Origin of the sequence: Dryocola baronae (genome assembly GCF_051297175.1) — a bacterium.
Taxonomy (GTDB): Bacteria; Pseudomonadota; Gammaproteobacteria; order Enterobacterales; family Enterobacteriaceae; genus Dryocola.
Genome location: NZ_JBINNY010000001.1, coordinates 2,627,085 through 2,652,128, shown reverse-complemented (window position 1 = coordinate 2,652,128; position 25,044 = coordinate 2,627,085). Strand labels below are relative to the sequence as shown.

Sequence of the window (25,044 nt, the reverse complement as noted above, 5' to 3'; positions counted from 1 at the left end):
CTAAACCGACCCCCGCACCACCAGCTTCCAGTCCAGAATCTCGTTTACCGTTTCCACTTCCGGATTATCAATTCTTTCCAGCAGCAGCTGCACGCTGCGCACGCCGAGCTGGTGCATGGGCTGTTCGACGGTGGTGAGCGGTGGGGTGGTGACCGCGCCGAACGGCACGCCGTCAAAGCCCATGATTGCGACGTCCTGCGGCACGCGCAGGCCGTGTTCATGGGCATAATGCAACGCGCCACCGGCCAGCGCGTCGGAAATGGCAAACACCGCATCCGGCGGCTCGGGCAGGGTGAAGAGTTCCGCCATCGCCTGCACGCCCGCCTGGTATTCCAGCGAATCGGCATAGACCACGGCCTGCCACGCGCCGCCTCGCCCGGCGCGATAGCCTGCCTCGCGCTGCTGGGAATAGAGGTAGCGCAGGTCGCCGTTGATCAAAGCAATACGCCTGTAGCCCGCGCTTGCGAGATGATCGACCGCCGCCGCCGCCGCTTTGAAGTTGTCGATAGTCACCGACGAGGCGTTGTAGCCCGGATCGCCTTCGCCGCACTGTACCCACGGCGCGTCACCGATAAGCGTGGTCAGGCCGGGCAGGCAGCTAATGGCATCCATGGTGATCACGCCGTCGACGACCTTGCCGCTCAGCAGCTGCAAATAGGCGGACTCCCGCGTCAGGCGCGATTCCGAATTGCACAGCAGAATGTGATAGCCCTGTTTTTCCGCTTCCTCTTCAATGCCGCGCACCACGCGGGCGCAGAAGGGGTTGGTGATGTTGGAAACCAGCACCAGCAGCATGCGGCTGCGCGCCGTTCGCAGCTGGCGGGCCAGAAGATTGGGCTGATAATCGCAACGTTCTATCGCGGCGAGCACCCTGTCGCGGGTATCGGGCTTTACCCCAGGATTGCCGTTCAGCACCCTTGAAACCGTCGCGGTCGACACCCCCGCGGTTCGTGCCACTTTATCTATCGACATGCTGCTCCTTTGTACAAACTGATTATTTGTGAAGCACATTCCAGATCTGAATCGATAATATCAAATAATTCATCTGCATGATGGAAACCCCTCTGAAATCGATTACATTTTTAATGAAGTGTTAATGTAATCGATTACAAAAATAACCTCTTACCCTTATATCTCTACCTTCTGCGGAGGATTTATGTCTTCTCACTCAGCCGTTGGGGCTCAGGTCATCGCCCATAAATGGGTTATCCCGCGCCTGTCGCTCATGATGTTTCTGGAATTTTTCGTCTGGGGGGCGTGGTACGTCACGCTCGGCGTGGTGATGGGGAAATATGGCCTTAGCGCGGTGATTGGCGATGCCTATTCCACCGGGCCTATCGCGTCGATCCTGTCGCCGTTTGTCCTCGGCATGCTGGTGGACCGTTTCTTTGCCTCGCAGAAGGTGTTGGGCATTTTGCACCTCGTCGGCGCGGCCCTGCTGTGGTGGCTGCCGAGCCTGTTCGAAAGCGGGCAGACCGGGCTGCTGTGGGTGGTGTTCGCCTACATGCTTTGCTACATGCCGACCATTGCGCTCAGCAATAACGTGGCGTTCCACAGCCTTGCCAACAGCGAGAAGGGCTTCCCGATCGTGCGCGCCTTCGGCACCATCGGCTGGATCGTCGCCGGTTTAATCGTCGGCATGAGCGGGCTGTCGGACAGCACGGGCATCTTCACCCTGGCGGCGGTGGCGTCGGTGGTGCTGGGGATATACAGCTTTACGCTACCCAATACCCCCGCGCCGGATCGCGGCAAGCCGCTGTCGATGCGCGACCTGCTGTGCGCCGACGCCTTTGCCCTGCTCAAACAGCGCCACTTCATGGTGTTTATCATCTGCGCCACGCTGATTTCCATTCCGCTCGCCGCCTACTACGCCTACGCCGCGCCGTTTATCTCCGCGCTGGGCTTTGAGAACGTCAGCGGGGTGATGGCGTTCGGCCAGATGTCCGAACTGTTCTTTATGCTGCTGATCCCGTTCTTCTTCCGCCGCCTGGGCATCAAAATGATGCTGCTGATCGGCATGCTGGCGTGGTTTGCGCGCTACGCCATGTTCGCGCTCAGCGTCGCGGAAGAAACCCGCTGGATGATTTACATCGGCATTATTCTGCACGGCGTGTGCTACGACTTCTTCTTCGTCATCGGCTTTATCTATACCGACAAGGTGGCGGGCGACAAGGTGAAAGGCCAGGCGCAAAGCCTGCTGGTATTGTTCACCTACGGGCTGGGGATGCTTATCGGCTCGCAGATCAGCGGCGCGGTGTTCAATCGTTCGGTGACCGCGCAGGGGGCCGAAGCGCTGGTGCAGTGGCAGCAGTTCTGGTGGCTCCCGGCCATCGCCGCGGTAGTTATCGCCGCCATCTTCTTCTTCACCTTCAACTATAAAGAAGGGGCGAAGGATGGCCGATAGGGCACTGCGAGTGCTGGTGGTGGGCTGCGGCAATATGGGCGCGGCTCACGCCATGGCCTACGAAGCGCTGCCGGAGTTTACGCTGTGCGGGCTGGTGTCTCGCGGGGCGTCAAAGGAGCGTTTAAAAGCGCAGCTTGGGGAAAATATTCCGCTGTTCGACGATATGCCCGAAGCCATCCGGCAGGCGCAGCCCGACGCGGTGTGCATCGCCACCTGGCCCGATAGCCATGAGGTGTTGGCCCTGCGGGCGCTTGCCGCAGGCTGCCACGTGTTTCTCGAAAAGCCGCTCGCCACGACGGTTGCGGGCGCAAAGCGCGTGGTGGCAACGGCGCAGCTGGCGGGCAAACAGCTGGTGGTCGGCTATATCCTTCGTCATCACCCCGCGTGGCGGCAGTTTATTGCGCTGGCGCAAAGCCTCGGCAAGCCGCTGGTGATGCGCATGAACCTCAACCAGCAAAGCGCCGGCCACGCCTGGCAAACGCACAAAATGCTGATGCAGTCGCTGTCGCCCATCGTCGACTGCGGCGTGCACTATCTGGACGTGATGTGCCAGATGACGCAGGCCAGCCCGCTAGCCGTTAGCGCGATCGGCGCGCGTTTAACCGATGAGATCGCCGCTGACCAGTTCAACTACGGGCAGCTCCAGGTGCGTTTTGCCGACGGCTCCGTCGGCTGGTACGAGGCGGGCTGGGGGCCGATGATGAGCCAGACGGCGTTCTTTATTAAGGACGTCATCGGCCCGCTTGGCTCCGCGTCGATCGTCGCGCGGGAAGCGGGGGGCGAAGGCCAGTCCGCAAGCGTTGAGGCGCACACGCGCACCGAATCCCTGCGTCTGCACCATTCGCAGCTTGATGCCAGCGGCGCGTTCGCGCAGCCGGACGAGTGGATTTCGGCGGCGGACGAACCGGACCACTTTGCGCTTTGCCGCCTCGAACAGCAGTTCTTCGCGCGCGCTATTTTTGAAGACAGCGATTTATCGCTGCATCAACAGCAGGCCATTGAAAGCCTGGCCGTGGTGCTGGCGGCGGACCGGGCGGTTCGCGAGCAGCGCACGGTGCAAATTAAGGAGGTGTTGTAATGAAAACCCTGAAAGGCCCGTCGATTTTTCTCTCCCAGTTTATTGGCGACCGGCCGCCGTTTAACTCGCTGGATACGCTGGCCGCTTGGGCCGCGGGCATGGGCTATAAGGCGGTGCAGATCCCGACGCATTTACCGCATATTTTCGATCTGCGCAAAGCGGCGGAAAGCCGGGACTACTGCGCGGAGGTCAGCGGCACGCTGGCGAACGTGGGGCTTGAAATTAGCGAGCTTTCCACGCACTTGCAGGGGCAGCTTATTGCGGTTCATCCCGCGTATGACGCGGCCTTTGCCGGTTTTGCGCCCGCGGAGCTGGCTCACGATGCCGCCGCGCGCCAGCAGTGGGGCATTGCCAGCCTGAAGCAGGCGGCCCGCGCCTCGCAAAACTTAGGGCTAAAAGCGCACGCCACGTTTTCCGGCGCGCTCGCCTGGCCCTATTTTTACCCGTGGCCGCCGCGCAACGCGGTGCTGATCGACGAGGCTTTTAAGGCGCTGGCCAGGCGCTGGCGGCCGGTGCTGGACAGCTTCGACGAGGCGGGGGTCGACGTCTGCTTCGAGCTGCATCCGGGGGAAGATCTGCACGACGGCGTGACCTTTGAGCGTTTTCTGGCCCTGGTCGATAACCATCCGCGCTGCAACATTCTGTACGATCCGAGCCACATGCTGTTGCAGCACATGGACTACCTCGGGTTTATCGATCTCTACCACACCCGCATTAAGGCATTTCACGTTAAAGACGCGGAGTTTCAACGCTCTGCGAAAAGCGGCGTTTACGCCGGGTTCCAGCCGTGGCTGGATCGCCCCGGCCGCTTCCGCTCGCTCGGCGACGGGCAGGTCGATTTTAAGGGCATTTTCAGCAAACTCGCCCAGTACGACTACGCCGGGTGGGCTACGCTTGAGTGGGAATGCTGCCTGAAATCGGGCGACGCGGGGGCGCGGGAAGGGGCGAAATTTATCGCCGAGCACATTATTCCCGTCGCCGAATACGCCTTTGACGACTTCGCCCTGCGCGGCAGCGAAACCTCGGCGGTACGCAAAATGCTTGGGCTGGAGGCGGAATGATGAAGCGCATTCGATTAGGTATGGTGGGCGGCGGCGAAGGCTCGTTTATCGGCGGCGTACACCGCATTGCCGCCCGGCTTGACGACCAGTTCGAGCTGGTCGCCGGGGCGTTTTCCTCCTCGGCAGAGGTCGCAAAACGCAGCGGCGAGGCGCTGTTTGTCGCGCCGGAACGCAGCTACGCAAGCTGGCAGGAGATGGCCGAACGTGAGGCCGCAAGGCCCGACGGCATCGAGGCGGTGGCGATAGTGACGCCTAACTTTTTGCACGTGCCCATCGCCAAAGCCTTTCTGGAAAAGAAGATCCACGTTATCTGCGACAAGCCGCTGGGCATCACGCTTGCCGAGGGCGAGGAGCTGGCGTTTTTGCTGAACGAATCCGGCTGCCATTTCATTCTTACCCATAACTACAGCGCGCTGCCGATGGTGCGGGAGGCGCGGGCGCGCATCGCCAACAGCGAAATTGGCGACGTTCGCAACGTGGAGGTGGAGTATTTGCAGGGCTGGCTGAACGACAGGCTGGAGCTGACGGACAACAAGCAGGCGAGCTGGCGCGGCAAGGCGCAGTTTGCCGGCGCGGGCGCCATCGGCGATATCGGCACCCACGCCTGGCAGCTTGCGGCTTTCGTTACCGGCATGGAGCCGGTGTCGGTGCGCGGCGAGCTGCTGACCCGCATCGAAGGCCGCGAGCTTGACGACGAGGTTTACGCCGAAATGCGCTACGCAAACGGCGCGCGCGGGCGGCTGTGGGCAAGCCAGGTCGCGCCGGGTTTTGAGAACGATCTGCGTCTGCGCGTGGTCGGCAGCCGGGGCAGCATGTGCTTCCGCCAGCAGCAGCCCGAAATTCTGGAAATTCAGCCGCTGCACGGCAATAGTTACGTTGTCACGCGTAATGGGGTGAACAACCACGATTCTATCCGCCACCAGTGCCGCACGCCTGCCGGGCACCCGGAGGGGTATCTGGAAGGTTTTGCACAGATTTACCGCGAGGCGGCGGTGAAAATTCGCGGTGGCAACGCGCCGCTGCTGCCGGGCATCGTCGAGGGATTATCCGGCATGCGCTTTATCGAAACGCTTTGCGCCAGCAGTGAACAGGATGGTGCCTGGCTTGAGTGGTAGCCATTTTGCGGTGCACTGTATATAATTACAGTTATCGTAAAATGAAAGGAATCAACATGCAGACTTTTGCTTCCCAACATGCCCGCTGCCGGGTTCGTTACCATGATTTACCCGGCGGCGGGGTGCCTTTGCTGTTTATTCACGGCCTCGGCTGCGCCGCGTCCTATGAGTACCCGCGCGTTTTCGCTGACCCGGCGTTCGGCAACCGCCGCAGCGTGCTGGTTGACCTGCCGGGCAGCGGCTATAGCGAAAAGCCGAAAGATTACGCCTATGGCACGTCCGATCAGGCGGCGGTCATCGCCGAGCTGGTCGAACATCTTGGCCTGCACCGTTTTTACCTTTATGGCCACAGCATGGGCGGCAGCATCGCCATTGAAGTTGCGGCGTTGATGCCCGCTAAAATCGCCGGGCTTATCGTGTCGGAGCCGAATTTCCGCGCGGGCGGCGGGGCGTTCAGCAGCGGCATTGCCGCGCAAACGGAAGACGAGTTTGTTCGCCGTGGCTATGGCGAAATGCTTGCCGCTGAACAATCGCCGTGGGCCGGCTGCCTGCTCAATACCGCGCCCCATGCCATGTGGCGCGAGGCGGTAAGCCTGGTGAAGGGCGTTGAGCCAACGTGGTTTGAAATTTTCACGACGCTTCAGCTACAGAAGTCGCTCATCTTTGGCGAGAAATCCCTGCCGGACGCCGACTTTAGCGCTATTCAGGCGCTTGGGATATCGACAACCGTTATCCCAAACGCCGGGCATTCGATGTCATGGGAAAATCCGGCCGGGCTTGCCCGCGCGCTGTCGGGCTTCTGTTGCAATCTGTAGATTTAGGGCGGTTAGGGCGGTTAGGGCGGGTAAAGGCTACCCGCCCGTTTTATCAGAAGGACATGGTCACGCCTGCATAGTAGGCGCGGCCCGGTTCGTTGTAGGTTGAAGCCCCTTCGTTTTCGCGATAAATCTGCTTATCGAACAGGTTGCTTACCCCGGTGTTGGCGCGCAGGTTTTTGGTGAGCTGATAGTTCACGCCCACGCCAACGATGGAATACGCGCCGACTTCTTTCGTGGACAGCGAGGCGACCTCGTTGCGGATTTCCGCATATTCACGCGGCTTCTGGCGGCCATACATCGTCCAGGTGGTGTTGGCGGAAAGCTTGTCCGTAACCTGCCAGTCGAGCATGGTGTTCACCGTATACTCCGGGATCACCGACAGCGGGTTGCCGGTTTTTTTGCTTTCGGATTTGATCATATAGGTGCCGTTGGTGCGCCAGCTCAGCCTGTCCTCAATCAGCGGCACCGTCAGGTTCGCTTCCAGACCTTCCACGACCGCCTTGCCGCCGTTTTCCCAGCGCAGGATATTGTAGTTGTTGGTGGTTTTGCCGATGACGTCGGTGCCGGAAACGATTTTGTTTTTGTAATCGTTTCTGAACCAGGTGACGCCCGCCGCGTAGCCTTCCCACGCAAACTCCAGGCCGACCTCTTTATTGATGCTGATTTCCGGATCCAGATCGTCGTTGCCCAGCAGATAGCAGCTGCCGCTTTCAACGGTATTCGGGCAGCCGTTGCCGCGCGTGGCGAGCAGGTAGCCTTCGCTGGACTGGTAGAGGTTTGGCGCTTTGAAGGCGCGTGCGATACCGGCCTTCAGCTTGAAGAGGTCGCCCAGCCCCTGGGAAACGTTGAGGCTCGGGCTCCAGTTGCCGCCGAACTGGTTGTGGTAGTCAAAGCGCAGGCCGGGAATGATATAGGTGCTTTCGGTCGCTTCGATATTGTCTTCAAAATAGACCGCGCTGGTGTTGGCGCTGTTTTTGGTGCTGCGTTTTGACGGATCGCCCGACACGCCGTTGATGTCATCATCGGCGGCGGTGGTAGCCGTCATCGACGCCGGGTCGTTCAGCTCCTGGCGCTCCCATTCCGCGCCAAGCGTAATGGTCTGGTCGAACAGCAGGTACAGCGGAACGTTCACCTCGGCGGTGGAGCGGTAGTCTTCAAGACGGCTGGTTTCGAAGGTGTCGCTGTTGATCATCCCTTCCACGCGGCCCGTCGAGCCTTCATTCAGGCGGGTGTTGTTGGTTTTCTCGTAGTAGACGCCGACCTTGGACTGGCCCCAGTCCCACACGCCGTTGTGCGTGATGCCGTAGTTCTGGCGATACAGGCGGTTGGTTTCCTGGCCGTAAAGCTGCTCGACGACGCCGTTCGGGCTGATGTTGCCGTTGCTGTACTGCGTGTCGCCAGCGTAGATATTGCCCTGGCGGCTGTAGCCGTATTCAAAATCGAAGATCTGCGTCGGCGTGAGCTTCCAGGAAAGCAGGGCGTTGATGTCCTTGTTGCGAACCCCTTCACGACCGGCGGCGTAGGAGCCGTTTTGCTGGGTGTTGATGTCGTAATCGTCGGCGTCGGTTTTATTGATGTTGCCGTACAGGCGCATGGTCAGCGCGTCGCCCGCCAGCGGGCCGCTGAGGTTGAAGTTTGCGCGCCTGGTCGCACCTTCTTTATCGTTTTCCGGCTGGTTGGTATAGAGCGAGAGGGAGCCGTGCCAGTCGTTGGTCGGGCGCTTGGTGATAATGTTCACCACGCCGCCTGCGGCACCGGAGCCGTAGCGCGCCGCCGCCGGGCCGCGCAGCACTTCAATGCGCTCGACCATTTCCGGCGGTACCCAGTTGGTGTCGCCGCGAGTATCCCTTTCGCCGCGCCAGCTGTAGCGCACGGAGTTGCGGGAGGTGACCGGCACGCCGTCGACCAGAATCAGGGTGTTTTCCGGCCCCATGCCGCGAATATCTATCTGACGGTTGTTGCCGCGGCTGCCGCTTGCGCTGTTGCCGGTGAGGTTAACGCCGGGCATTTTACGAATGATGTCGGAGAGGTCGTTGACCGGCGGATCTTTTTGAATGTCTTCGGCGGTGATAATCGACACCCCCGGCTGTTGCTTAAGCTCCTGTTCCGCCGTCGCCTGCACGACCATCGTGTCGCCTTCCGCCAGAAGAGGTTCTTCCGCCGCCCAAGCCCCGCCGCTGCAAAGACCGGCCATTAATATCGCCAGCCGTGTTTTGCTGTAATTATTTTTTACATTCATACCTGGAATTTCCATATTGTGAAACAAATTAGCGCAGGGCTGGATAGTAATGATAATTGTTATCATTACAACCTCATGCGGTAATCTTCATAATTTCCCCACATTTCGCCCACAATCTTTACGCTGAAAATTATTTTCTCCCTATTCATCAAATACTTCGATACAAGGCATTTTGCTAATGATAATTATTTACTTTTGCGGCGAGATAATGATAATCATTACCAGCATAAATAATTGGCCTCTCTCCCGACCCGAGCGCGGAAGTTTACAAAGCGGTACGACGATACGAATCGTTTGGGGAAGGAACTTTTGAACCTGCAATTGCATTAAGGAGATGTATGTTTTCTTCAACGGAATTTGCCATTCGGACAAAGCGTCGCACTTTGCCGATCCTCGCGCTTTCAACCTTCCTGTTTTCGACCTCGCTGTTTGCCGAAACGAATTTCACCGTAGACCGCAAGCCGGTTGGGAAAGGTGCCTATGAGCTGGCGGTAACCGGCGAGCCGTCGGCGCTGTATGTCTCCACTTCCCAGAGCCGCAAGCTTGATAAGGGCGGAGTGGTTTACCGTCTTGACCCGGCTACGCTTGAAATCACCCAGGCGATTCACAACAACCTTAAGCCGTTCGGCATGGCCGTTAACCACGCCACCGGCACGCTGTTTATCGGTAACACGACCAGCAGCGCGGTGACCGCCATTGACGCGAAAACGGGGGACGTGAAGAAAACGCTGGTGCTGGACGAGCGCAAGCGCACGAAAGAAGTGCGCCCGTTTGCGCCGCGCGAGCTGGTGGTTAATGAAGCGACCAACACCGTTTATGTCGGCGGGCTTGGGGCGTCGAGCGTGCTGTGGGTGGTCGACGGCGAAAACCTGACGCTGCGCAACACCATCGAAGGCCTGGGTAAATCAGCGACCGGGCTTGCTATCGACCCGAAAGCGTCACGTATCTATATGACCAACGCCGACAACGAGCTGATCGCTATCGACACCACAACCAACAAAGTGGTGTCCCGCAGCAAGCTTCAGGAAGGCGAGCACTTCTACCTGAACCTGAGCCTGGATACCGCTAACCACCGCGCGTTTATCACCGATTCCAAAGCGGCGCAGCTGCTGGTTGTTGATACCCAGAACGGCAAGGTTCTGAAGGAAATCGCGCTGCCGGTATCGCTGGCCGTGCTGTATAACCCGCAGCGTAACGAGGTTTACGTCACGCACCGTGAATCCGGTAAAGTTAGCGTTATCGATGCGAAAACCTACAAGGTGCTCGACACCATCGATACCCCAACGCATCCGAACAGCCTCGCGCTGTCCGCCGACGGCCAGACGCTGTTTGTTAGCGTGAAGCAGCCAGGCTCCCGCGACAAAGAGCCAACCAGCCCGGACGACGTGGTGCGCATCAGCTTTAAATAATCGTTATGCGATCTTCCCTGCGCCTGTGGGGAAGATCTTTCGTTTTGAAAACCTTAACGCTTTCCCAGCGCAGCGCTTGCGTAAATCCGCTGCCTATCTACACTTCTCATTAGCAAGGACGTTGTTCGTCTACTCGCCACGGGCTAATGTGCAAAAATTCATTCGTAGAATCGCCGGGCTATTTGCCAATAAGATGTTCTTTCGCTACCTCTGTACCGGGGGGCTAAATACCTGCATCCACTGGGGCGTTTTTCTCGTTCTGGACCTGGGCTTTCATATGGGGCAGGCGAGCGCGAATATTTGCGCATTTATTGTCGCGGTAACCTTCAGCTATTTCGCCAACGCCCGCTGGACTTTCAGCACGACGCCCTCCCTGCGGACATATTTCGTGTATACGCCTTTCATGGCGGTAATGGCCGGGTTAATTGGCATGGCGGGGCAGGTATTTCGCTTTCATCCTCTCCTCACGCTCTGTCTATTTTCGGCCATCAGCCTCGTATGCGGTTATCTATACGCGAGATTTATTGCGTTCGGAGATAGGCCATTATGATGATATCCATCGTTGTGCCGGTATTTAACGAAGAGGCCAGCATTCCGCTTTTTTATCAGAGCGTGCGCGACATTCGTCTTGCCAACGAAGAATATATTATCGAGATCGTTTTCGTTAATGACGGCAGCTCGGATAACACGCGCGCGGTAATTACCGCTCTGCAGGCGAATGACCGGCATATCGTTCTTATTAACCTCAGCCGGAATTTTGGCAAAGAGGCCGCCTTATTTGCCGGGTTGAAACACGCGGCGGGCGAGGCGATTATCCCGATGGATGTCGATCTCCAGGATCCGGTCAGCCTGCTGCCCACGCTTGTGGCCGAGTGGCAAAAAGGGGCCGACGTGGTGCTTGCCCGGCGTAAAAAACGTGAAGGCGACGGGCTGATTAAACGCCTATGCGCCAGGGGCTATTACTACGTTCATAACTCGCTGAGCAAAGAAAAAATCGTCCCGGAGGTGGGCGACTTTCGCCTGCTTTCGCGCGCAACGGTAGACAAAATTATCGCGCTGCCGGAAAGAACGCTGTTTATGAAAGGGCTGATGTCCTGGGTCGGCGGTAAAGTCGCCATCGTCGAATATAGCCGCACCGAACGGGCGAAGGGCAAGTCGCGGTTTAATAGCTGGAAGCTGTGGAATTTTGCGCTCGACGGCATTACCTCTTTTTCCACGCTGCCCCTGCGCGTGTGGACCTATTTCGGCGCGTGCGTCGCGGTCTGTTCGCTGCTGTACGGCGGCTGGCTGATTATATCCAAACTAATCTGGGGCAACGCCGTTCCGGGCTATGCGTCGCTGATGACGGCGCTGCTCTTTTTAGGCGGCGTGCAGCTTATCGGCATTGGTATTCTCGGTGAGTATATCGGACGTATTTTCACCGAAACCAAGAAAAGGCCCAGATATATTATTGAAAGCATCCTCCCTGAGAATAAAAACGCAGAGAAGCAAGATGCAGAATAACGTTGAGCGTGCATTATCACATCAGAACAATAACTCTGGGCTGTTACCGTATTTCCTTATTACCTTCGCCGTCAGCCTGTTAGTGTCCGTGCCGCTGTGGACGAATAAAATGTATTACGGCGATGATTTTATGCGCCTCGCCAACGGAACGGGCGATGCCTGGATGCTAAACGGCAGGCCGTTAACCACCGCGCTGCACTATTTTCTTTCCTTCGGTTCGTCGATAAACGATATCTCGCCTTTACCGCTGTTGGCGGGCCTTGCGGCGTTAAGCTTTAGCGCCGTGTACTTCGTGGCGGGGCTGAAGCTAAACCTTTCTCCGGTAGCCCAGCTGCTGCTGTGTCTGGGGGTGGTGGTTAACCCTTTTCTTGCGCAGCCCATGCTGTATACGTGGGATTCGGCGAGCATTCTCGGCGCATTTTCGTTAGCGATGCTGGCGGCAACGGCGAGTTCCGGCACGCGGCTAAAAAATATCGCCGCTTCCGGCGGTATGCTTTTATGCGCCCTGATGCTTTACCAGCTGGCGGTTAATCTCTATTTAAGCTGTGTCGTTATCGCCGCGCTGGCCTTAACGCTGCGCGATAAGCCGATTATTTATTTCCTGCTTGATAAAGCCTGTTCCATCGTCGCGGCGATTGTGGTTTATAGATTCGTCGTCGTTCCGCTTCTGACGATGGATGAATACAGCCTGATTCACAGCGAGCTTATTTCCCCCGCGAGGCATACGTTTGCCGACACGGCCAGCACGGTAAAAGATTTTTATGCCTTAATAAGGCTTGCCTATCCGGACTGGAAGGGCGTTTTCGTCGTGGTGCCCCTGCTGCTGGCGTGGTGCTGCGTGTTTCCGCTGGTTAAAAATAATTTGGCCGATAGCGGCAGGCGGCACCGGACGCTAATCGCAGCATTAGTCGTTATATCTCCGCTGCTGTTAATGCTGCTTTTGCCCGGCGTATCGCTGGTGCTTAATAACCCCGTGGTCGCGCCAAGAATGCTGCCGGGGTTTAGCGCCATTACGCTATTTTCAATGCTTATTTTATTTAGCGTCTTGCCAAAAAAATTACACGCGCTGCTGGTGGCGGGTTTTGCGCTCGACCTGCTTTATTCGGCGGTGATGATGACCGCCGTTTTTAACACCATGAAAAAAGAGCAGGATTATTTATCCTCCGTTATGTGGATGATTAAAGCCGACCTGGCGCGCACGGGCGGGGCTGAGAACGTCGCGTTTCTAAGCGTGCTGCAACGATTCCCGGATACCGGCATCGCAAAAAAATCATTTCCGCTGATAGAGGCGGTTCGCCCGGCGGTGCCGACCTATACCTATCCTTATTTCTTCCAGAACCGCGCGACGAGCCTGCCGATTGTTAAATTAACGCCTGAAATGGCAGAATTTAAGCCTGAGGCGTTTATTTCGCGAAGCTGTGATTACCGGCTTTATCTTTACCGCACGACGGCTATCGTTGATTTTACGCCGCGCTGTTGATTGTCGTTCTGCGTCGGGTGGCGCTGCGCTGCCCGACCTACAAACTCTCCCCATCCATAAAATTCTTACCATTCTCCTTATCTAAAAAATAACTAAGCTTTGCCAGGCAAAAAATCTTTTCTTATAAATATCCATTCTTTTAATTGTTAATTTCCTGTTTCTATACTGCGGATTCACTTAACATTTGAGGGTCCGCCGCTATGACGATTCATTCTTCTCAGGTTGATGCTGAATTTCCAAATCTTACTCTTCGCCGCGTTGCCGGTAATATCGGTGCGGAAGTTTTGGATGTGAAAATAACGCCAGATATCGACGCGGAAACTTTTTCGCAAATAGAAGCCGCGCTGGTGAAATATAAAGTTCTGTTTTTCCGCAATCAGACGCAGTTAACGGACGAGGCGCATCAGGCGTTTGGGGCGCTGTTTGGAAAAGTGGTGGCGCACCCAACGGTACCATCGCCGAGCGGCACCAAACTCTTTGAGCTGGACGCGTCGAAAGGCGGCGGCCGCGCGGACTCCTGGCACACCGACGTGACCTTTGTGGAAGCCTTCCCGAAAATTTCCATTCTGCGCGGCGTGCAGATCCCGGAATACGGCGGTGATACCGTCTGGGCGAACACAGTGACCGCCTACGAAAAACTCCCCGACGATTTAAAACGTTTCGCAGAAAGCCTGCGCGCGGTGCACAGCAACGATTATGACTACGGCGCGGAGCGCGTGGTGGCCGAGCAGCAGCGGCTGGATCACCATCGCAAGGTGTTTGTCTCTGCGGTCTACGAGGCGGAGCACCCGCTGGTTCACGTTCACCCGGTGAGCGGCGAAAAAGCGCTGCTGCTGGGGCACTTCTTCAAGCGCCTGTCCGGCTTTAGCAGCCGCGAATCCGCCCGCATTTTCGAACTGCTGCAAAATCGCGTTATTCAGCTGGAAAACACCGTGCGCTGGCGCTGGCAGCAGGACGACGTGGCGATCTGGGATAACCGCTCAACGCAGCACTACGCGGTGAACGATTACGGCAGCCAGCCGCGGCTGGTACGTCGCGTCACCATCGAAGGCGAACCGGCCATAGCCGTAGACGGCAGCCGCAGCCGCACGATTTCCCATCCTGACCAGCAGTCGCCGGTCAGCGCCGTTGCCTGATCGATAATAAAAAGGAACATGATGATGCAACGTCGAGAGTTAATTAAGGCGATGGCCGCCTTCGGGGTGTACGCCATGGTGCCTGGCTTCGCGCGCGGGGCCGGTGGCGCAAAAAAATACGATGGCGTGACGCTGAATGTCTCGACGTTTAGCACCGCGTATCCCACCTTGCTGCGCCAGTGGCTGCCCGAGTTTGAGGCGCTCACCGGCGCGAAGGTGAATTTCGATACGCCAAGCTTTCCTGTTTATAACCAGCGTGCGGACCTGGAGCTTTCCACCAAAGGTTCCGCCTACGACGTGGTTAACGTCACCTTTATCTACACCAGCCGCTGGATTAATTCCGGCTGGCTGACGCCGCTCGACGAGTTTATCGGTAACCCGAACCTCACCAGCGCCGAGTGGGACGTGCATGACTTCCTGCAGGGCGGGCTTGCGCCGGAAACCGGGCGTGACGGCAAGCTTTACGGCATTCCGTGGGTGGTTGAAGGCATGCTTTCCGGCGCGTCGCGCTTCGACCTGGTGAGCGAGGCGGGGCTGGCATTCCCGGATACCACCGACGATCTGGTCAAGGTTTTGCAGGCGGTAAACAAAAAGCAGCGCGTTTCCGGCTACGTCACCGACAGCCACTACGGCTGGACGTTTATCCCCTATTTGCAGGCGTTCGGCGGCAACGTGTTCCGCAACGCGCCGGACGATCTGTTTCCCACGCTTGATACGCCGGAAGCGGTGGCGGCGGCAGACTACTTCGCCCGCCTGGTGCGCGACTTTGGGCCAAACGGCGGCCTGACCTACACCGCCGACCAGACCACGCAGGCGCTGAAGCTCGGGCGCGTAAACTTCTCGGACACCACCTCGGCGTACTTTGCCCAGCTTGGCGACCCGGCATCCTCACGGACGCTGAAAACGGTGAGCTTTGGGCAGATGGTACAAGGCCAGGCGGGGCGCTTCCCCGGCATGGCGGTACACGCGCTGGGCATTCCGGCCGGGTCCAAAAACAAAGAGGCCGCGTGGGCGTTTATCCAGTGGGCGCTGTCGAAGCAGATCACCCAGCGCGCCGTGGCGGCAGGCTACGGTTCGCCAACCCGGCGCAGCGATATCGACTCCAGGGCGTTTCGCAGACGGCGTGGACTTAGCGGATCTGTCGCTCAAGGCCATAGATCGGGCGGCGCAGGGCGGCTACATGAAATACCGCACGGTGGACGTTTATCCGCAGGTTGACCAGCAGCTCAACAAGGCCATCGCGCTGATTATCTCCGGGCAGCTTTCGGCCCGGCAGGCGATGCAGCAGGCGCAGGCGGCGACCATCGCCGACCTCAAGCGCGCCGGCGCGAAGATTTAGGGGGCGCTTATGCAGGGTAAACCGAACTGGCGCAGCCAGCAGCGCAACGCGTATCTGGCGGGGCTGATGCCCTCGCTGGTTATTTTAGCCATCATCACGCTATTACCGGCGACGGCGCTGGTCGTGACCAGCCTTACGCCGCTAACCCTGACGAACCCGCAGGCGACCTTTCACTTTAACGATCCTTTAATTAACTATCGCCAGCTGCTTGACGACCCGCGTTTTCTTGGGTCTATCGTCACGCAGCTAAAGCTGTCGCTGGTGAGCGTTTTATTTCAGGTGGCGATTGGCCTGGGGCTGGCGCTGCTGCTCAATGGCAAATCGGCCTGGCTGCACACCGCCAGAACGCTATTTCTTATTCCGATGGTGTTGCCGCCGATTATCGTGGCGCTGATCTGGAAGATTATCTACACGCCGGACATCAGCCCGCTGCACCAGGTGCTGGAGATGTGGGGCATCACGCTCGATTCGTTAATCGCCAACCCGGCAACCGCGCTGTGGGCGATAGTCGCGGCGGATATCTGGCAGTGGTTTCCTTTTACCATGCTGATGGTGCTGGCCGCGCTGCAGATGATCCCTAAAGATCCGCTGGAGGCGGCAAGCCTCGACGGCGCGAAGCCGGGCAATATCTTCCGTTACATCGTGCTGCCGTATATCAAGCCGGTGCTGGTGGTCTGCGCGCTGTTCCGGCTTATTGACAGCTTTAAGGCCTTCCCGCTGATTTACGTGCTGACCGACGGCGGGCCGGGCACGGTGACCGAAGTCACCAACTATTACGGCTTTATCCAGGCGTTTAACTTTTCCTACTGGGGCTACGGCAGCGCGATTGCGGTGGTGATCCTCGTCGGCGTTTTCGTGTTGAGCTATATCGTTGGCAAAGCGGGGTGGAGCGATGAGCGAAAAGCTAACGCTTGAGAGGGTTAACGCGCAGGCGACGCGTAAACGCAGGCCGTTTCGCCCGCGCGGCGGGCGGGAAATACTGACCTGGCTGCTGTTGCTTGCGGTGCTCGCGCCGTTTCTGTGGATGGTGATTATGGCGTTTCGCCCGGCGATGGAGGTGTTCGACCTGACGCTGTGGTTTACGCCGACGCTCGACGCGTTCCGCGCGCTGTGGCAGGGCAATTTCCTGCATTCATTCGGCAACAGCCTGCTGGTCAGCACGCTGTCCACCGGGCTGTCGCTGGTTATCGGCGTTCCCGCCGCGTGGGTGCTTACGCGCTGGCAGTTTCCGGGGCGCAGGCACGTCGCGCTGTGGATTCTGGTTACCCGCATGGCGCCGCCGATTGCCTTTACCATTCCGTTTTATCTGGCGTGGCGCTGGCTGGGCCTGCAGGACACGGTGCTGGGGCTCGCCATCGTCTACCTGACGTTTAACCTCGCGATTGTTATCTGGCTGATGCAGACCTTTTTCGCCGCCGTGCCGCCTGCGCTTGAAGAGGCGGCCTGGCTTGACGGCTGCTCGATATGGCGCACGTTCTGGACGATTACGCTGCCGCTGGTGGCTCCGGGGCTTGCGGCGACCGCGATCCTCTGCTTCATCTTCTCGTGGAACGACTTTTTCTACGCCCTGATCCTGACGCGCACCCAGGCCGTCACGGCTCCCGTGGCAATCGTTAACTTCCTCCAGTACGAAGGCTGGGAGTGGAGCAAGATAGCGGCCAGCGGCACGCTGGTGATGCTGCCGGTGGTGGCGTTTACGCTGCTGGTGCGGCGCTATCTGGTTCACGGCCTGACCGCTGGCGGTCTGAAGGATTAAACAATGGCGACCATTACTCTGAGCAATATTCACAAGCGTTATGAAGATAACGTGATTATTAAAGGGCTGGATTTAACCATCCGCGAGGGGGAATTTGTGGCGCTGGTGGGGCCGTCCGGCTGCGGGAAGTCCACGCTGCTGCGCATGATTGCCGGGCTGGAAAGCATTACCGACGGCGAAATTGCCCTCGACGGCGAGGTGATCAACGATATCTCGCCGCAGGCGCGCAATATCGCCATGGTTTTTCAGAACTACGCGCTATATCCCCACATGAGCGTGGCGGACAACCTGGGCTTTTCGCTCAAAATGCAGGGCGTAAAAAAGCCGGAGATTGACGCTCGCGTCGAGCAGGTTGCGGTGACGCTTGGGCTTTCCGCGCTGCTTAAGCGTAAGCCGGGGCAGCTTTCCGGCGGCCAGCGGCAGCGCGTGGCGATGGGGCGCGCTATCCTGCGCAATCCGCGCGTGTTTTTGTTCGACGAGCCGCTGTCGAACCTGGACGCCAAGCTGCGCGTGGAGATGCGCACCGAAATCAAAGCGCTGCACCAGCGGCTGAACGCGACGATGGTTTATGTCACCCACGATCAGGTGGAGGCGATGACCATGGCGGACAGGATAGTGGTGCTGAAAGACGGCGTTATCGAGCAGGTCGGCACGCCGCTCGAGCTGTACGACAGGCCGCGCAACGCCTTCGTGGCGGGCTTTATCGGCTCGCCGTCGATGAACCTGCTCCGCGGGCGTATCGACAACGAATCGGTCGTAACCGATAACGGGCTGCGCCTGCCGATTATCAACGTGCCCGCCGCCGTTCAGGGCAAGCGCGTGCTCTACGGCGTGCGGCCGGAGCATTTTACGCGGGTAGAACAGGGCGGCGTGGCGGCGGAGGTTAGCGTCGTCGAGCCCACGGGCGCGGAAACGCAAATCGCGCTGAATATCGGCGGGCAAAAGGCCATCGCGGTGTTTCGTGACAGGATACAGGCGAAGCCGGGCAGCGAGCTGACTCTGCTGCCGGACGTGCGGCAGGCGCATCTGTTCGACGAGCAGAGCGGGGCGCGGATTAACTAGCGCTACGCCTCGCGCATGCCGTAGGCGTGCCGCTGGCAGAGGGGACATTCATCTTTCCCTTCCGGCCAGGCCAGAAACCGCTGGCGGCAGGTGGCGCACCGTCGCGCCTCCAGCGGGTAAAGGGTGGCGCTTTGCGTCGGCGCTTGATGTAGGCGGAGCGCCTGAGGCAGGCACAGATCGGTACACGCCCGACAGCCGACGCAGCGTTCATGCTGGAGGGTCATCGCCTCATCGTTAATGTCGATTGCGCCGGTTGGGCAGATGCGCGCGCACGCGCCGCACAGGTAGCAGCGGCTTTGGTCAAGCGTTACGGCGTAGCCGTTTAGCTTTCTATACGGGACGGACGAAACGCGGGCCGTATCACCACCGTGTTGATTTACCTGAAGCCAGCGCCGCCGCCCGGCGTTCACCGGCGTTTCCTGCGGCTGCACGATGGACCAGCCGGGTTCGCCGAGCTGCTTTAAACGCAGATTCAGCGTGGCGACGGCAAGCAGCCAGCCGGGGGCGGCATCGGGGTCGATTTCCACGCGACGAATACCGCGCTCGTTGTGCCAGGCGAGCAGTTCCTGAACCGTAGGCGGGAGCGCGCTTAACGGCGCGACGAGCGTATCCAGATGAAAACGTCGCTTCGCGGCGGGCAGATTTTCCAGCGCCGAGGTGGGGCAAACGAACAGGCAGTTTCCGCAGGCGCTGCACTTGTCCGCGTCGATAACCATGCGGCCTTTTTCCGGCGCGATGGCGTCAAACGGGCAGGCGCTGCGGCAGGCTTCGCAGCTGCTGCTGCGAAGCTGCTGATGCAAACAGGCTCGCCCGATGGCCGGGCGAGCGCTGAGGGGGGCAAACTTCATTAGTGCAGGGTGAAGAAGACGACGCGCAGCAGGATTTCGGCGGCGAGCACCGCGCAGCATCCAGCGGCCAGCACGGCTTTGCTCGCTTTTGCCCGTACCGCCAGGCTTTGCAGCGCCACGCCGATAACCAGCACAACCCAGCCGGTGATGTACCAGCCGCGCAGCTCCGCGAAAGCTTCCAGCGGCCGGTGTGGCAGGGTGACAACGTCGCTCAAACCGGCCTTCGCCAGATAGCCGTAGTAAACCGTCTGTTCCAGCAGGCGAAGCAGCGTGGAAATTACCAGCACCGCCGCCGCACAGCTCGCGACCCTGCTTTTCACCTCATCGCAAACGCCGGTGCGTGTGGCAAACGCCCACAGTCCCGCCGTTGCGCCTACGCTAAGCGTAGCGCCGTAGAACATCACCCAAGTATTGACGTGCATCCAGGTGGCGACCGACGAATGAACGTAAATCGCCGCCATGCAGTAGACGTCCACCAGGCCCAGAACGCAGGCGGCGAGCAGCAGCGGCAGTGATACCTTACGCAGGAACAGCGCCAGCAGCGCTGCGAAACCGACCGTTGCCAGATAAAGGCTGGCGAAAACGATCTCGCGGCTTAGCCACGAACTTTCCACGTGGCGCAGCGCGTGAAAGGCGTTGAGCGGGTAGCCCAGGTGCAGCGTGGAGGCAACCAGTCCGCAGGCCGCGGCGACAACCGCAGCCAGCAGCGGCGGCAGCACGTAGCAGCGCCGCTCTTTTTCCGACAGGGAGCCGCGCGCGGCCGTCAGGAACAGCGAGATCGCTATCGTTAAGCCAACGGAACCCTGGACCAGCAGCGTAAAGGCAATGAGTGGCCATTCTTCCATGTTAGTTGTTCCCCTTTTCCGCACCCTGGTGCGGCTTAATCACTAGATTTGGCTGCGTGATGGCTGAATCAGGCAACCCTCTGACATCGCTTACGCTGCCGTATTTGGCGCGCAGTTCGTCGATCGGGCCAAACTTTATCGCCCCCAGCGGGCAGGTCGCCACGCAGATCGGCTGCTCGCCTTTCGCCTGTCGATCGACGCAAAAATCGCACTTCGACATCTGGCCGGTGGCTTTATTCATCTGCGGCGCGCCGTAAGGGCACGACCAGGCGCAGTAGCCGCAGCCGACGCATTTATCGGTATCAACCAGCACGATGCCGTCGCCGGGACGTTTGTGCATCGCGGTGGTCGGGCAGTTTTTGGTGCAGATAGGATCGCTACAGTGGTTGCACGAAATCGACAGCGTGTAGGCGAACACGTTGTTAACCCAGCCGCCTTGCCCGTTTGGCGTGAATCCGCCGCCTTTGACTTCATAGACGCGGCGGAAGCGACGGCCCACTTCCAGATTATTTTTGTCCTTGCAGGCGACCTGGCAGGCTTTGCAGCCGGAGCAGCGCGAGGAATCAATGAAGAAGCCGAGCTGCTTATCGCTAACCGGCGGTAGTTCAACAAATTTACTCATGCTTTAGCGACCTCAACCAGCATAGTTTGATGTGCATTTCCTTTTGCGAGCGCGGTGATGCGGGACGAGCTCAGCACGTTGGCGCAGCCGCCGCGATCCACGCCGTCGGCGTCCGGCTGCCACCAGGCACCCGCCTGTAGCGCAACCACGCCCGGCATAATGCGCGGCGTGACTTCCGCAGGCACCATGCTTATGCCGCGATCGTTATGGATACGAACGCCGTCGCCCTGGCTGATGCCACGCTTTTCGGCGTCGAGCGGGTTAATCCACAGCTTCTGCGTCTGGACTTCCTGCAGCCACGGGTTGGTGTACTGCGTGGAGTTAGCGCGGTTTTTGCCCTTCCAGGTGATGAGCTGTAGCGGATATTTCGCCGTCAGCGCGTCCTGCGGGCCTTCGTGCGCGGGAACATAGTGCGACAGCGCCGGGATTTCAGGGTTGTTCATGTCGTACAGGCGCTTAGAGAAGATCTCTATCTTGCCGGACGGCGTGGCAAACGGGTGATTTTGCGGGTCGCGAATGTTGTCTTCGAAGGCCACGTAGGGTTTGCTTTTGAACAAATGCCTGCGCTGCACCTGAAGCTTTTCAAAGGTCGGCAGGTTTTCGGCAGGCATCGCCTGACGCGTGTTTTCCCAAATCTGCGCAATCCACTGTTTTTCGTCACGTCCCTGGCTGAACGCCTCTTTAACGCCGAGCTTAGCGGCAACTTCGCACAGCCAGTCGTAGTCGGAGCGGGTTTCAAAAGGCGGATCGATAAGCTTTTCAGACAGAATGGCATAGTTGCCCGTGCCCCAGGTGCCGCCGATATTCCAGCGTTCCATAAAGCTGGTTTCCGGCAGCAGCAGATCGGCATACTTCGCGCTTGGCGTCATGTACAGATCGCTTGCGACGATAAATTCGATCTTCGACTCGTCTTCCAGCACCCTGACGGTCTGGTTGATGTCCGGGTTCTGGTTGGCGAGATAGTTTCCGGCAAGCGAGAAGAGAATTTTGATATTGCTCTTGAGGCTGTCGCCGCCGGTCAGGCCGTCCTGCGGCGTGACCTTGCTGGCATCGTCCGCGGCCTGCACCCAGTTCATGACCGAGATTTTTTCGCTAACCGGGTTAGTGGCCATATCGGGGCGAGCGGCGGATTTACGGTTGCCGATGCCGCCGTAGCCCGCGGCCCAGCCGCCTTTGATTCCCACGTTGCCGGTGATGGTCGCCAGTATCGTCGAGCCTCTTGCCGTGCGCTCGCCGCAGATATGGCGCTGCGGCCCCCAGCCCTGAATCAACGCGGCCGGTTTTGTCGTCGCGTAGTCACGCGCCAGCTGGCGAATGGTTTGCGCCGGAACGCCGGTGATTGGCTCCGCCCATTCCGGCGTTTTGCTGATGCCGTCCTTCGCGCCCGTCAGCCAGGCGACCAGGGATTCGTTGGCCGGTACGCCTTCCGGCATTGACGCCTCGTCAAAGCCCAGCGTATAGCGCTCGATAAAGGCCTTATCGTGCAGGTTTTCGCTGATGATGACGTACATCATTGCGTCCATCAGCGCGTTGTCGGTGGTCGGGCGCAGCGGGATCCACTGGTCCGCAAGGGATGAGGCCGTGTCGGAATAGCGCGGATCGACGACGATAAAGCGCGTGCCGTTCTGCTTCATCTGCTGGAAGTAGTGGTTGCTGTGGCCGAAGATCGTTTCCGTGGTGTTGTGACCCCAGAGGATCACCAGCGGCGTTTCGCTCAGGGTATCCAGGCTGCTGCCGCTTGCCGCGACGCCATAGGTGTACGGCGTGGCCGCAGCGGTGTTGCCCATGCTGACGGAATGATAGTAAGGCAGGTGGCCCCCGGTCAGGTTGAGCAAACGCCTGACCATCGTATCCCCCGAGAACGCGCCGCCGCTGACGGCGGTACCCACGTGCACATAGCGCGACGCCGGGCCGTATTTTTCGGTGATGCGCTTAAGGTTATCGGCAATCAGCGTTGTCGCTTCATCCCAGCTGATGCGCTCAAATTTGCCTTCGCCGCGCTTGCCCACGCGCTTCATTGGGTATTTCAGGCGATCGGGATGGTAAACGAACTTGCGGTAGCCGCGCCCGCGCACGCAGGCGCGCATGATAGGCATGTCCGGATCCAGCTCGTCGTCCGGGCGCGTGGTGATGCGGGTGACGACGCCGCCCGCAACGTGCGCGCGGATGTCGCACTTGCCTCCGCAGTCGAAGGTGCTGCACGTCGGCACAACGCGCTCGCTATCTTGTGTAAGAGCTTCAGGTGCTGGCGCTTGGCTATTTTGAGCGCTGGCCGACGTGCTGAAAAATAGGGGGGTAACCGCAAGTGCGGAAGTCGCTTTGACAAAATGTCGGCGAGAAATCCCCGACGGTTCGTCCTTGTAGTGATCGGACATGACGTTCCCTCAAAAAAAAGAAGGCCATGCTAGCAGCGCGGATATTTATTGGTTTGCGTTAAATCAAGCCCGAAGGGGTAGAAAGGGTTAATTCGAAGGGGGTACTGATAATGAATTTCATTACATTGGGAAACCCGCAAAAAAATTGATCGTCTTAAGGTGAATGTTAGTCATTTGGACGTGATGTTAATGATTTCCTCACAATTTGCCGCTATCCTGGTGGCAATATTTTCAAGGCTCAGGAATCCTTCAATGCGCAGTAAATACTCCTCATTTCAGATAACGCTTCACTGGCTGGTTTTTCTTTTGGTCGTTGGGGCCTATTGCGCCATGGAGCTGCGGGGATTTGCGCCGCGCAGCTACCGGCCTATTTTTAACGCGACCCACGTCACCTGCGGGCTAAGCGTGCTGGTGCTGATGGTGCTGCGCCTGCTGGTGAGAATGAAATACCGCGCGCCCGCCATTACGCCAAAGCCGCATCCGGCGATTATCGGCATGTCGCATCTGGTGCACACCGTCATCTACATGATGTTTATCGCGCTGCCGATTTTGGGCTTCTTTACCGTTTATTTTAAAGGCCACGAATGGTCGGTGCTGGGCATTCCGATGCCGCACGCGCCGGAGCTTGATGAGGACAGGCAGTTTACCTTCAAAGAGATCCACGAGCTGATCGCCAATACCGGCTATTTTGTGATTGGCATCCATGCCTTTGCCGCGCTGTTCCATCATTACGTCTGGAAGGACAACACCCTGCTGCGCATGATGCCGGGCAAGAAAGATCGCCCTTAATTCATCACGCCTCCGCCGCCTGGCGGGGGCATTTAAAGCAGCTGGCTGGCAATAATCAGCGCGTAGAGCGCCAATACGGTCATCACCGTCGCAACAACAATTCTTCTTTCTATCCGTTTATCATTTTTCACTTTCTTTTTTTCCTTAAGCCACGCCGAAATAACGTAAACCCGCGGTGACCAGCGCCGCTACGGCGATCACGAAAATCAGCGGCACCTTGCGCCATGCGAGAAACACGGCGATGGCAACTCCGGCAACGCGCGCCATCCCGGCAAAATGCGCGTTTTCGTAGAAGGTGGTCGCGATGGCGACGGAGAAAAGCAGCACGGTGGCCGCGTCCGCTAGCATCAGCTTGGATGATTCAGACAGCACCAGCCGGTTGCCAAGCTTTGCGCCCGCAAGGCGCATCAGGTAGGTGCCAACCGACAGCAGCGCCAGCGCGGCGATAATCTGCAGCGTATCGTGCATTATTTTTTCCTCGCAAAGATGCCGAGCATCGACAGCAGAACCGGCACGCCGACCGGGGTAAAGGGAACGGCGAGCAGCGAAATCGCCGCGCCCGACAGCGAACGCACAAGCGTCGTGCGGTTTTTAAACGCGGGGACGACCAGCGCCAGCAGAATGGTGGGGAATACCGCATCAAGGCCGATAGTTTCCGGTGCGGGAAGCAGTTTGCCGACCACGCTGCCAATCACCGCGCCCAGCGGCCAGAAAAGCGCGACGCCGATACCGCATAGCCAAAACGCCGCCTTACGCGCTTCGGGAGTGGCCTGCGACAGCCCAAACACCACGCTTTCATCATTCATGATGTGACAGCCGATATAGGCAGACGCTCGTGTGCCGACAAATTCACGCACCGCTACGCCGAAGGGGAAATGACGCGCGTTGACCAGCAGCCCGGCAAGCGCTGCGGCGAAGGGGCTGCCGCCGCTGGCAATAATCGCGATGAACATAAATTCCGACGCGCCCGCCAGCACCACAATTGAAGACACCACCGGCAGCCACAGCGGGAAGCCATAGGCAATCGCCAGCGAGCCGTATGAAATCCCCACTACGCCTACCGCAAGGCAGATCAGGAAAATGGCCTTTTTAGTCGCGCCCGGCACCGCTCGGAAACGGAGATCAAACATAAATTTCTCTCATAACGAACAATTTGTACTTTATA

The 25,044-nt window shown here is 58.7% G+C and carries 24 protein-coding genes; 16 read left to right on the top strand and 8 right to left on the bottom strand.

From position 1 onward, the window contains the following. Nucleotides 1-972: a LacI family DNA-binding transcriptional regulator gene (locus tag ACSPHG_RS12500; protein WP_435953820.1), complete on the bottom strand. Its 972-nt coding sequence runs from the start codon at nucleotides 970-972 to the stop codon at nucleotides 1-3. Nucleotides 973-1,156: 184 nt separating this feature from the next. Here ACSPHG_RS12500 and ACSPHG_RS12495 point away from each other — a divergent pair, with 184 nt between their 5' ends. The 5 genes from ACSPHG_RS12495 to ACSPHG_RS12475 are packed head-to-tail and all read left to right on the top strand — an operon-like array spanning nucleotide 1,157 to nucleotide 6,473. Next, the gene (locus tag ACSPHG_RS12495) at nucleotides 1,157-2,404 is read left to right on the top strand and encodes an MFS transporter (protein WP_435953819.1); all 1,248 of its coding nucleotides are present in this window, start codon (nucleotides 1,157-1,159) and stop codon (nucleotides 2,402-2,404) included. After that, on the top strand, nucleotides 2,394-3,482 hold the full coding sequence (locus ACSPHG_RS12490) for a Gfo/Idh/MocA family protein (protein WP_435953818.1): 1,089 nt from the start codon (nucleotides 2,394-2,396) through the stop codon (nucleotides 3,480-3,482). The genes ACSPHG_RS12495 and ACSPHG_RS12490 overlap by 11 nt, the downstream gene beginning before the upstream one ends. Then, nucleotides 3,482-4,543, top strand: a complete 1,062-nt coding sequence (locus tag ACSPHG_RS12485; RefSeq protein ID WP_435953817.1) for a sugar phosphate isomerase/epimerase family protein — start codon at nucleotides 3,482-3,484, stop codon at nucleotides 4,541-4,543. The genes ACSPHG_RS12490 and ACSPHG_RS12485 overlap by 1 nt, the downstream gene beginning before the upstream one ends. Then, a complete protein-coding gene (locus ACSPHG_RS12480; RefSeq protein WP_435953816.1) occupies nucleotides 4,540-5,658 on the top strand; it encodes a Gfo/Idh/MocA family protein in 1,119 nt (372 codons plus the stop codon). The genes ACSPHG_RS12485 and ACSPHG_RS12480 overlap by 4 nt, the downstream gene beginning before the upstream one ends. A 56-nt stretch (nucleotides 5,659-5,714) precedes the next feature. Further along, on the top strand, nucleotides 5,715-6,473 hold the full coding sequence (locus tag ACSPHG_RS12475; RefSeq protein WP_435953815.1) for an alpha/beta fold hydrolase: 759 nt from the start codon (nucleotides 5,715-5,717) through the stop codon (nucleotides 6,471-6,473). Nucleotides 6,474-6,525: 52 nt separating this feature from the next. Here the strand turns inward: ACSPHG_RS12475 and ACSPHG_RS12470 are convergent, their stop codons facing one another. Next, nucleotides 6,526-8,670 carry a TonB-dependent siderophore receptor gene (locus ACSPHG_RS12470; RefSeq protein ID WP_435956011.1) on the bottom strand — a complete coding sequence of 715 codons (2,145 nt, stop codon included), beginning with the start codon at nucleotides 8,668-8,670 and terminating at the stop codon, nucleotides 6,526-6,528. A gap of 383 nt (nucleotides 8,671-9,053) precedes the next feature. On the opposite strand from ACSPHG_RS12470, the gene yncE reads away from it, so the two are divergent. From yncE to ACSPHG_RS12420, 10 genes are all read left to right on the top strand, one after another. Next, on the top strand, nucleotides 9,054-10,124 hold the full coding sequence (gene yncE / locus ACSPHG_RS12465; RefSeq protein ID WP_435953814.1) for a 7-bladed beta-propeller protein YncE: 1,071 nt from the start codon (nucleotides 9,054-9,056) through the stop codon (nucleotides 10,122-10,124). Between the two features lie 148 nt (nucleotides 10,125-10,272). After that, entirely contained in the window at nucleotides 10,273-10,674 is a 402-nt protein-coding gene (locus tag ACSPHG_RS12460; RefSeq protein ID WP_435953813.1) for a GtrA family protein, read from the top strand. Next, nucleotides 10,671-11,627: a glycosyltransferase family 2 protein gene (locus tag ACSPHG_RS12455; protein ID WP_435953812.1), complete on the top strand. Its 957-nt coding sequence runs from the start codon at nucleotides 10,671-10,673 to the stop codon at nucleotides 11,625-11,627. The genes ACSPHG_RS12460 and ACSPHG_RS12455 overlap by 4 nt, the downstream gene beginning before the upstream one ends. Beyond that, nucleotides 11,617-13,107 carry a glucosyltransferase domain-containing protein gene (locus ACSPHG_RS12450; RefSeq protein WP_435953811.1) on the top strand — a complete coding sequence of 497 codons (1,491 nt, stop codon included), beginning with the start codon at nucleotides 11,617-11,619 and terminating at the stop codon, nucleotides 13,105-13,107. The genes ACSPHG_RS12455 and ACSPHG_RS12450 overlap by 11 nt, the downstream gene beginning before the upstream one ends. 200 nt (nucleotides 13,108-13,307) lie before the next feature. Then, the gene (locus tag ACSPHG_RS12445; RefSeq protein WP_435953810.1) at nucleotides 13,308-14,243 is read left to right on the top strand and encodes a TauD/TfdA dioxygenase family protein; all 936 of its coding nucleotides are present in this window, start codon (nucleotides 13,308-13,310) and stop codon (nucleotides 14,241-14,243) included. A 24-nt stretch (nucleotides 14,244-14,267) separates the two neighbouring features. Next, nucleotides 14,268-15,461: an ABC transporter substrate-binding protein gene (locus tag ACSPHG_RS12440; RefSeq protein WP_435953809.1), complete on the top strand. Its 1,194-nt coding sequence runs from the start codon at nucleotides 14,268-14,270 to the stop codon at nucleotides 15,459-15,461. Further along, nucleotides 15,424-15,582, top strand: a complete 159-nt coding sequence (locus ACSPHG_RS12435; RefSeq protein ID WP_435953808.1) for a hypothetical protein — start codon at nucleotides 15,424-15,426, stop codon at nucleotides 15,580-15,582. Before ACSPHG_RS12440 ends, ACSPHG_RS12435 begins: the two co-directional genes overlap by 38 nt. A 9-nt stretch (nucleotides 15,583-15,591) precedes the next feature. Beyond that, nucleotides 15,592-16,497 carry a carbohydrate ABC transporter permease gene (locus ACSPHG_RS12430; protein WP_435953807.1) on the top strand — a complete coding sequence of 302 codons (906 nt, stop codon included), beginning with the start codon at nucleotides 15,592-15,594 and terminating at the stop codon, nucleotides 16,495-16,497. Next, nucleotides 16,475-17,338, top strand: coding sequence for a carbohydrate ABC transporter permease (locus tag ACSPHG_RS12425; protein WP_435953806.1), 864 nt, complete (start codon nucleotides 16,475-16,477; stop codon nucleotides 17,336-17,338). Before ACSPHG_RS12430 ends, ACSPHG_RS12425 begins: the two co-directional genes overlap by 23 nt. A 3-nt stretch (nucleotides 17,339-17,341) precedes the next feature. Next, nucleotides 17,342-18,400, top strand: coding sequence for an ABC transporter ATP-binding protein (locus tag ACSPHG_RS12420; protein ID WP_435953805.1), 1,059 nt, complete (start codon nucleotides 17,342-17,344; stop codon nucleotides 18,398-18,400). A 2-nt stretch (nucleotides 18,401-18,402) separates the two neighbouring features. On the opposite strand, the gene ACSPHG_RS12415 is transcribed toward ACSPHG_RS12420, so the two are convergent. Genes ACSPHG_RS12415 through ACSPHG_RS12400 form a run of 4 tightly spaced genes read right to left on the bottom strand, consistent with a single transcriptional unit; the run spans nucleotide 18,403 to nucleotide 23,090 of the window. After that, complete coding sequence (locus ACSPHG_RS12415) at nucleotides 18,403-19,200, bottom strand: 4Fe-4S binding protein (protein WP_435953804.1); 798 nt, start codon at nucleotides 19,198-19,200, stop codon at nucleotides 18,403-18,405. Between the two features lie 47 nt (nucleotides 19,201-19,247). Beyond that, a complete protein-coding gene (locus ACSPHG_RS12410; protein WP_435953803.1) occupies nucleotides 19,248-20,093 on the bottom strand; it encodes a dimethyl sulfoxide reductase anchor subunit family protein in 846 nt (281 codons plus the stop codon). A gap of 1 nt (nucleotide 20,094) precedes the next feature. Next, nucleotides 20,095-20,715: a DMSO/selenate family reductase complex B subunit gene (locus ACSPHG_RS12405; RefSeq protein ID WP_435953802.1), complete on the bottom strand. Its 621-nt coding sequence runs from the start codon at nucleotides 20,713-20,715 to the stop codon at nucleotides 20,095-20,097. Continuing rightward, nucleotides 20,712-23,090: a DMSO/selenate family reductase complex A subunit gene (locus tag ACSPHG_RS12400; protein WP_435953801.1), complete on the bottom strand. Its 2,379-nt coding sequence runs from the start codon at nucleotides 23,088-23,090 to the stop codon at nucleotides 20,712-20,714. Before ACSPHG_RS12400 ends, ACSPHG_RS12405 begins: the two co-directional genes overlap by 4 nt. Before the next feature lie 252 nt (nucleotides 23,091-23,342). Here ACSPHG_RS12400 and cybB point away from each other — a divergent pair, with 252 nt between their 5' ends. Further along, nucleotides 23,343-23,879, top strand: a complete 537-nt coding sequence (gene cybB / locus ACSPHG_RS12395) for a cytochrome b561 (protein WP_435953800.1) — start codon at nucleotides 23,343-23,345, stop codon at nucleotides 23,877-23,879. Between the two features lie 144 nt (nucleotides 23,880-24,023). Here the strand turns inward: cybB and ACSPHG_RS12390 are convergent, their stop codons facing one another. Continuing rightward, nucleotides 24,024-24,347 (bottom strand): AzlD domain-containing protein, encoded by a 324-nt coding sequence (locus ACSPHG_RS12390; protein ID WP_435953799.1) that lies wholly within the window; start codon nucleotides 24,345-24,347, stop codon nucleotides 24,024-24,026. Beyond that, nucleotides 24,347-25,009 carry an AzlC family ABC transporter permease gene (locus tag ACSPHG_RS12385; protein WP_435953798.1) on the bottom strand — a complete coding sequence of 221 codons (663 nt, stop codon included), beginning with the start codon at nucleotides 25,007-25,009 and terminating at the stop codon, nucleotides 24,347-24,349. The genes ACSPHG_RS12390 and ACSPHG_RS12385 overlap by 1 nt, the downstream gene beginning before the upstream one ends. Nucleotides 25,010-25,044 lie beyond the last annotated feature (35 nt).

Excerpts from the sequence above, each read along its gene's own strand:
- ACSPHG_RS12500 (WP_435953820.1), bottom strand. The coding sequence starts at position 972 with ATGTCGATAGATAAAGTGGCACGAACCGCGGGGGTGTCGACCGCGACG.
- ACSPHG_RS12495 (WP_435953819.1), top strand. The coding sequence starts at position 1,157 with ATGTCTTCTCACTCAGCCGTTGGGGCTCAGGTCATCGCCCATAAATGG.
- ACSPHG_RS12490 (WP_435953818.1), top strand. The coding sequence starts at position 2,394 with ATGGCCGATAGGGCACTGCGAGTGCTGGTGGTGGGCTGCGGCAATATG.
- ACSPHG_RS12485 (WP_435953817.1), top strand. The coding sequence starts at position 3,482 with ATGAAAACCCTGAAAGGCCCGTCGATTTTTCTCTCCCAGTTTATTGGC.
- ACSPHG_RS12480 (WP_435953816.1), top strand. The coding sequence starts at position 4,540 with ATGATGAAGCGCATTCGATTAGGTATGGTGGGCGGCGGCGAAGGCTCG.
- ACSPHG_RS12475 (WP_435953815.1), top strand. The coding sequence starts at position 5,715 with ATGCAGACTTTTGCTTCCCAACATGCCCGCTGCCGGGTTCGTTACCAT.
- ACSPHG_RS12470 (WP_435956011.1), bottom strand. The coding sequence starts at position 8,670 with ATGGCCGGTCTTTGCAGCGGCGGGGCTTGGGCGGCGGAAGAACCTCTT.
- yncE (WP_435953814.1), top strand. The coding sequence starts at position 9,054 with ATGTTTTCTTCAACGGAATTTGCCATTCGGACAAAGCGTCGCACTTTG.
- ACSPHG_RS12455 (WP_435953812.1), top strand. The coding sequence starts at position 10,671 with ATGATGATATCCATCGTTGTGCCGGTATTTAACGAAGAGGCCAGCATT.
- ACSPHG_RS12450 (WP_435953811.1), top strand. The coding sequence starts at position 11,617 with ATGCAGAATAACGTTGAGCGTGCATTATCACATCAGAACAATAACTCT.
- ACSPHG_RS12445 (WP_435953810.1), top strand. The coding sequence starts at position 13,308 with ATGACGATTCATTCTTCTCAGGTTGATGCTGAATTTCCAAATCTTACT.
- ACSPHG_RS12440 (WP_435953809.1), top strand. The coding sequence starts at position 14,268 with ATGCAACGTCGAGAGTTAATTAAGGCGATGGCCGCCTTCGGGGTGTAC.
- ACSPHG_RS12435 (WP_435953808.1), top strand. The coding sequence starts at position 15,424 with ATGAAATACCGCACGGTGGACGTTTATCCGCAGGTTGACCAGCAGCTC.
- ACSPHG_RS12430 (WP_435953807.1), top strand. The coding sequence starts at position 15,592 with ATGCAGGGTAAACCGAACTGGCGCAGCCAGCAGCGCAACGCGTATCTG.
- ACSPHG_RS12425 (WP_435953806.1), top strand. The coding sequence starts at position 16,475 with ATGAGCGAAAAGCTAACGCTTGAGAGGGTTAACGCGCAGGCGACGCGT.
- ACSPHG_RS12420 (WP_435953805.1), top strand. The coding sequence starts at position 17,342 with ATGGCGACCATTACTCTGAGCAATATTCACAAGCGTTATGAAGATAAC.
- ACSPHG_RS12410 (WP_435953803.1), bottom strand. The coding sequence starts at position 20,093 with ATGGAAGAATGGCCACTCATTGCCTTTACGCTGCTGGTCCAGGGTTCC.
- ACSPHG_RS12405 (WP_435953802.1), bottom strand. The coding sequence starts at position 20,715 with ATGAGTAAATTTGTTGAACTACCGCCGGTTAGCGATAAGCAGCTCGGC.
- ACSPHG_RS12400 (WP_435953801.1), bottom strand. The coding sequence starts at position 23,090 with ATGTCCGATCACTACAAGGACGAACCGTCGGGGATTTCTCGCCGACAT.
- cybB (WP_435953800.1), top strand. The coding sequence starts at position 23,343 with ATGCGCAGTAAATACTCCTCATTTCAGATAACGCTTCACTGGCTGGTT.
- ACSPHG_RS12390 (WP_435953799.1), bottom strand. The coding sequence starts at position 24,347 with ATGCACGATACGCTGCAGATTATCGCCGCGCTGGCGCTGCTGTCGGTT.
- ACSPHG_RS12385 (WP_435953798.1), bottom strand. The coding sequence starts at position 25,009 with ATGTTTGATCTCCGTTTCCGAGCGGTGCCGGGCGCGACTAAAAAGGCC.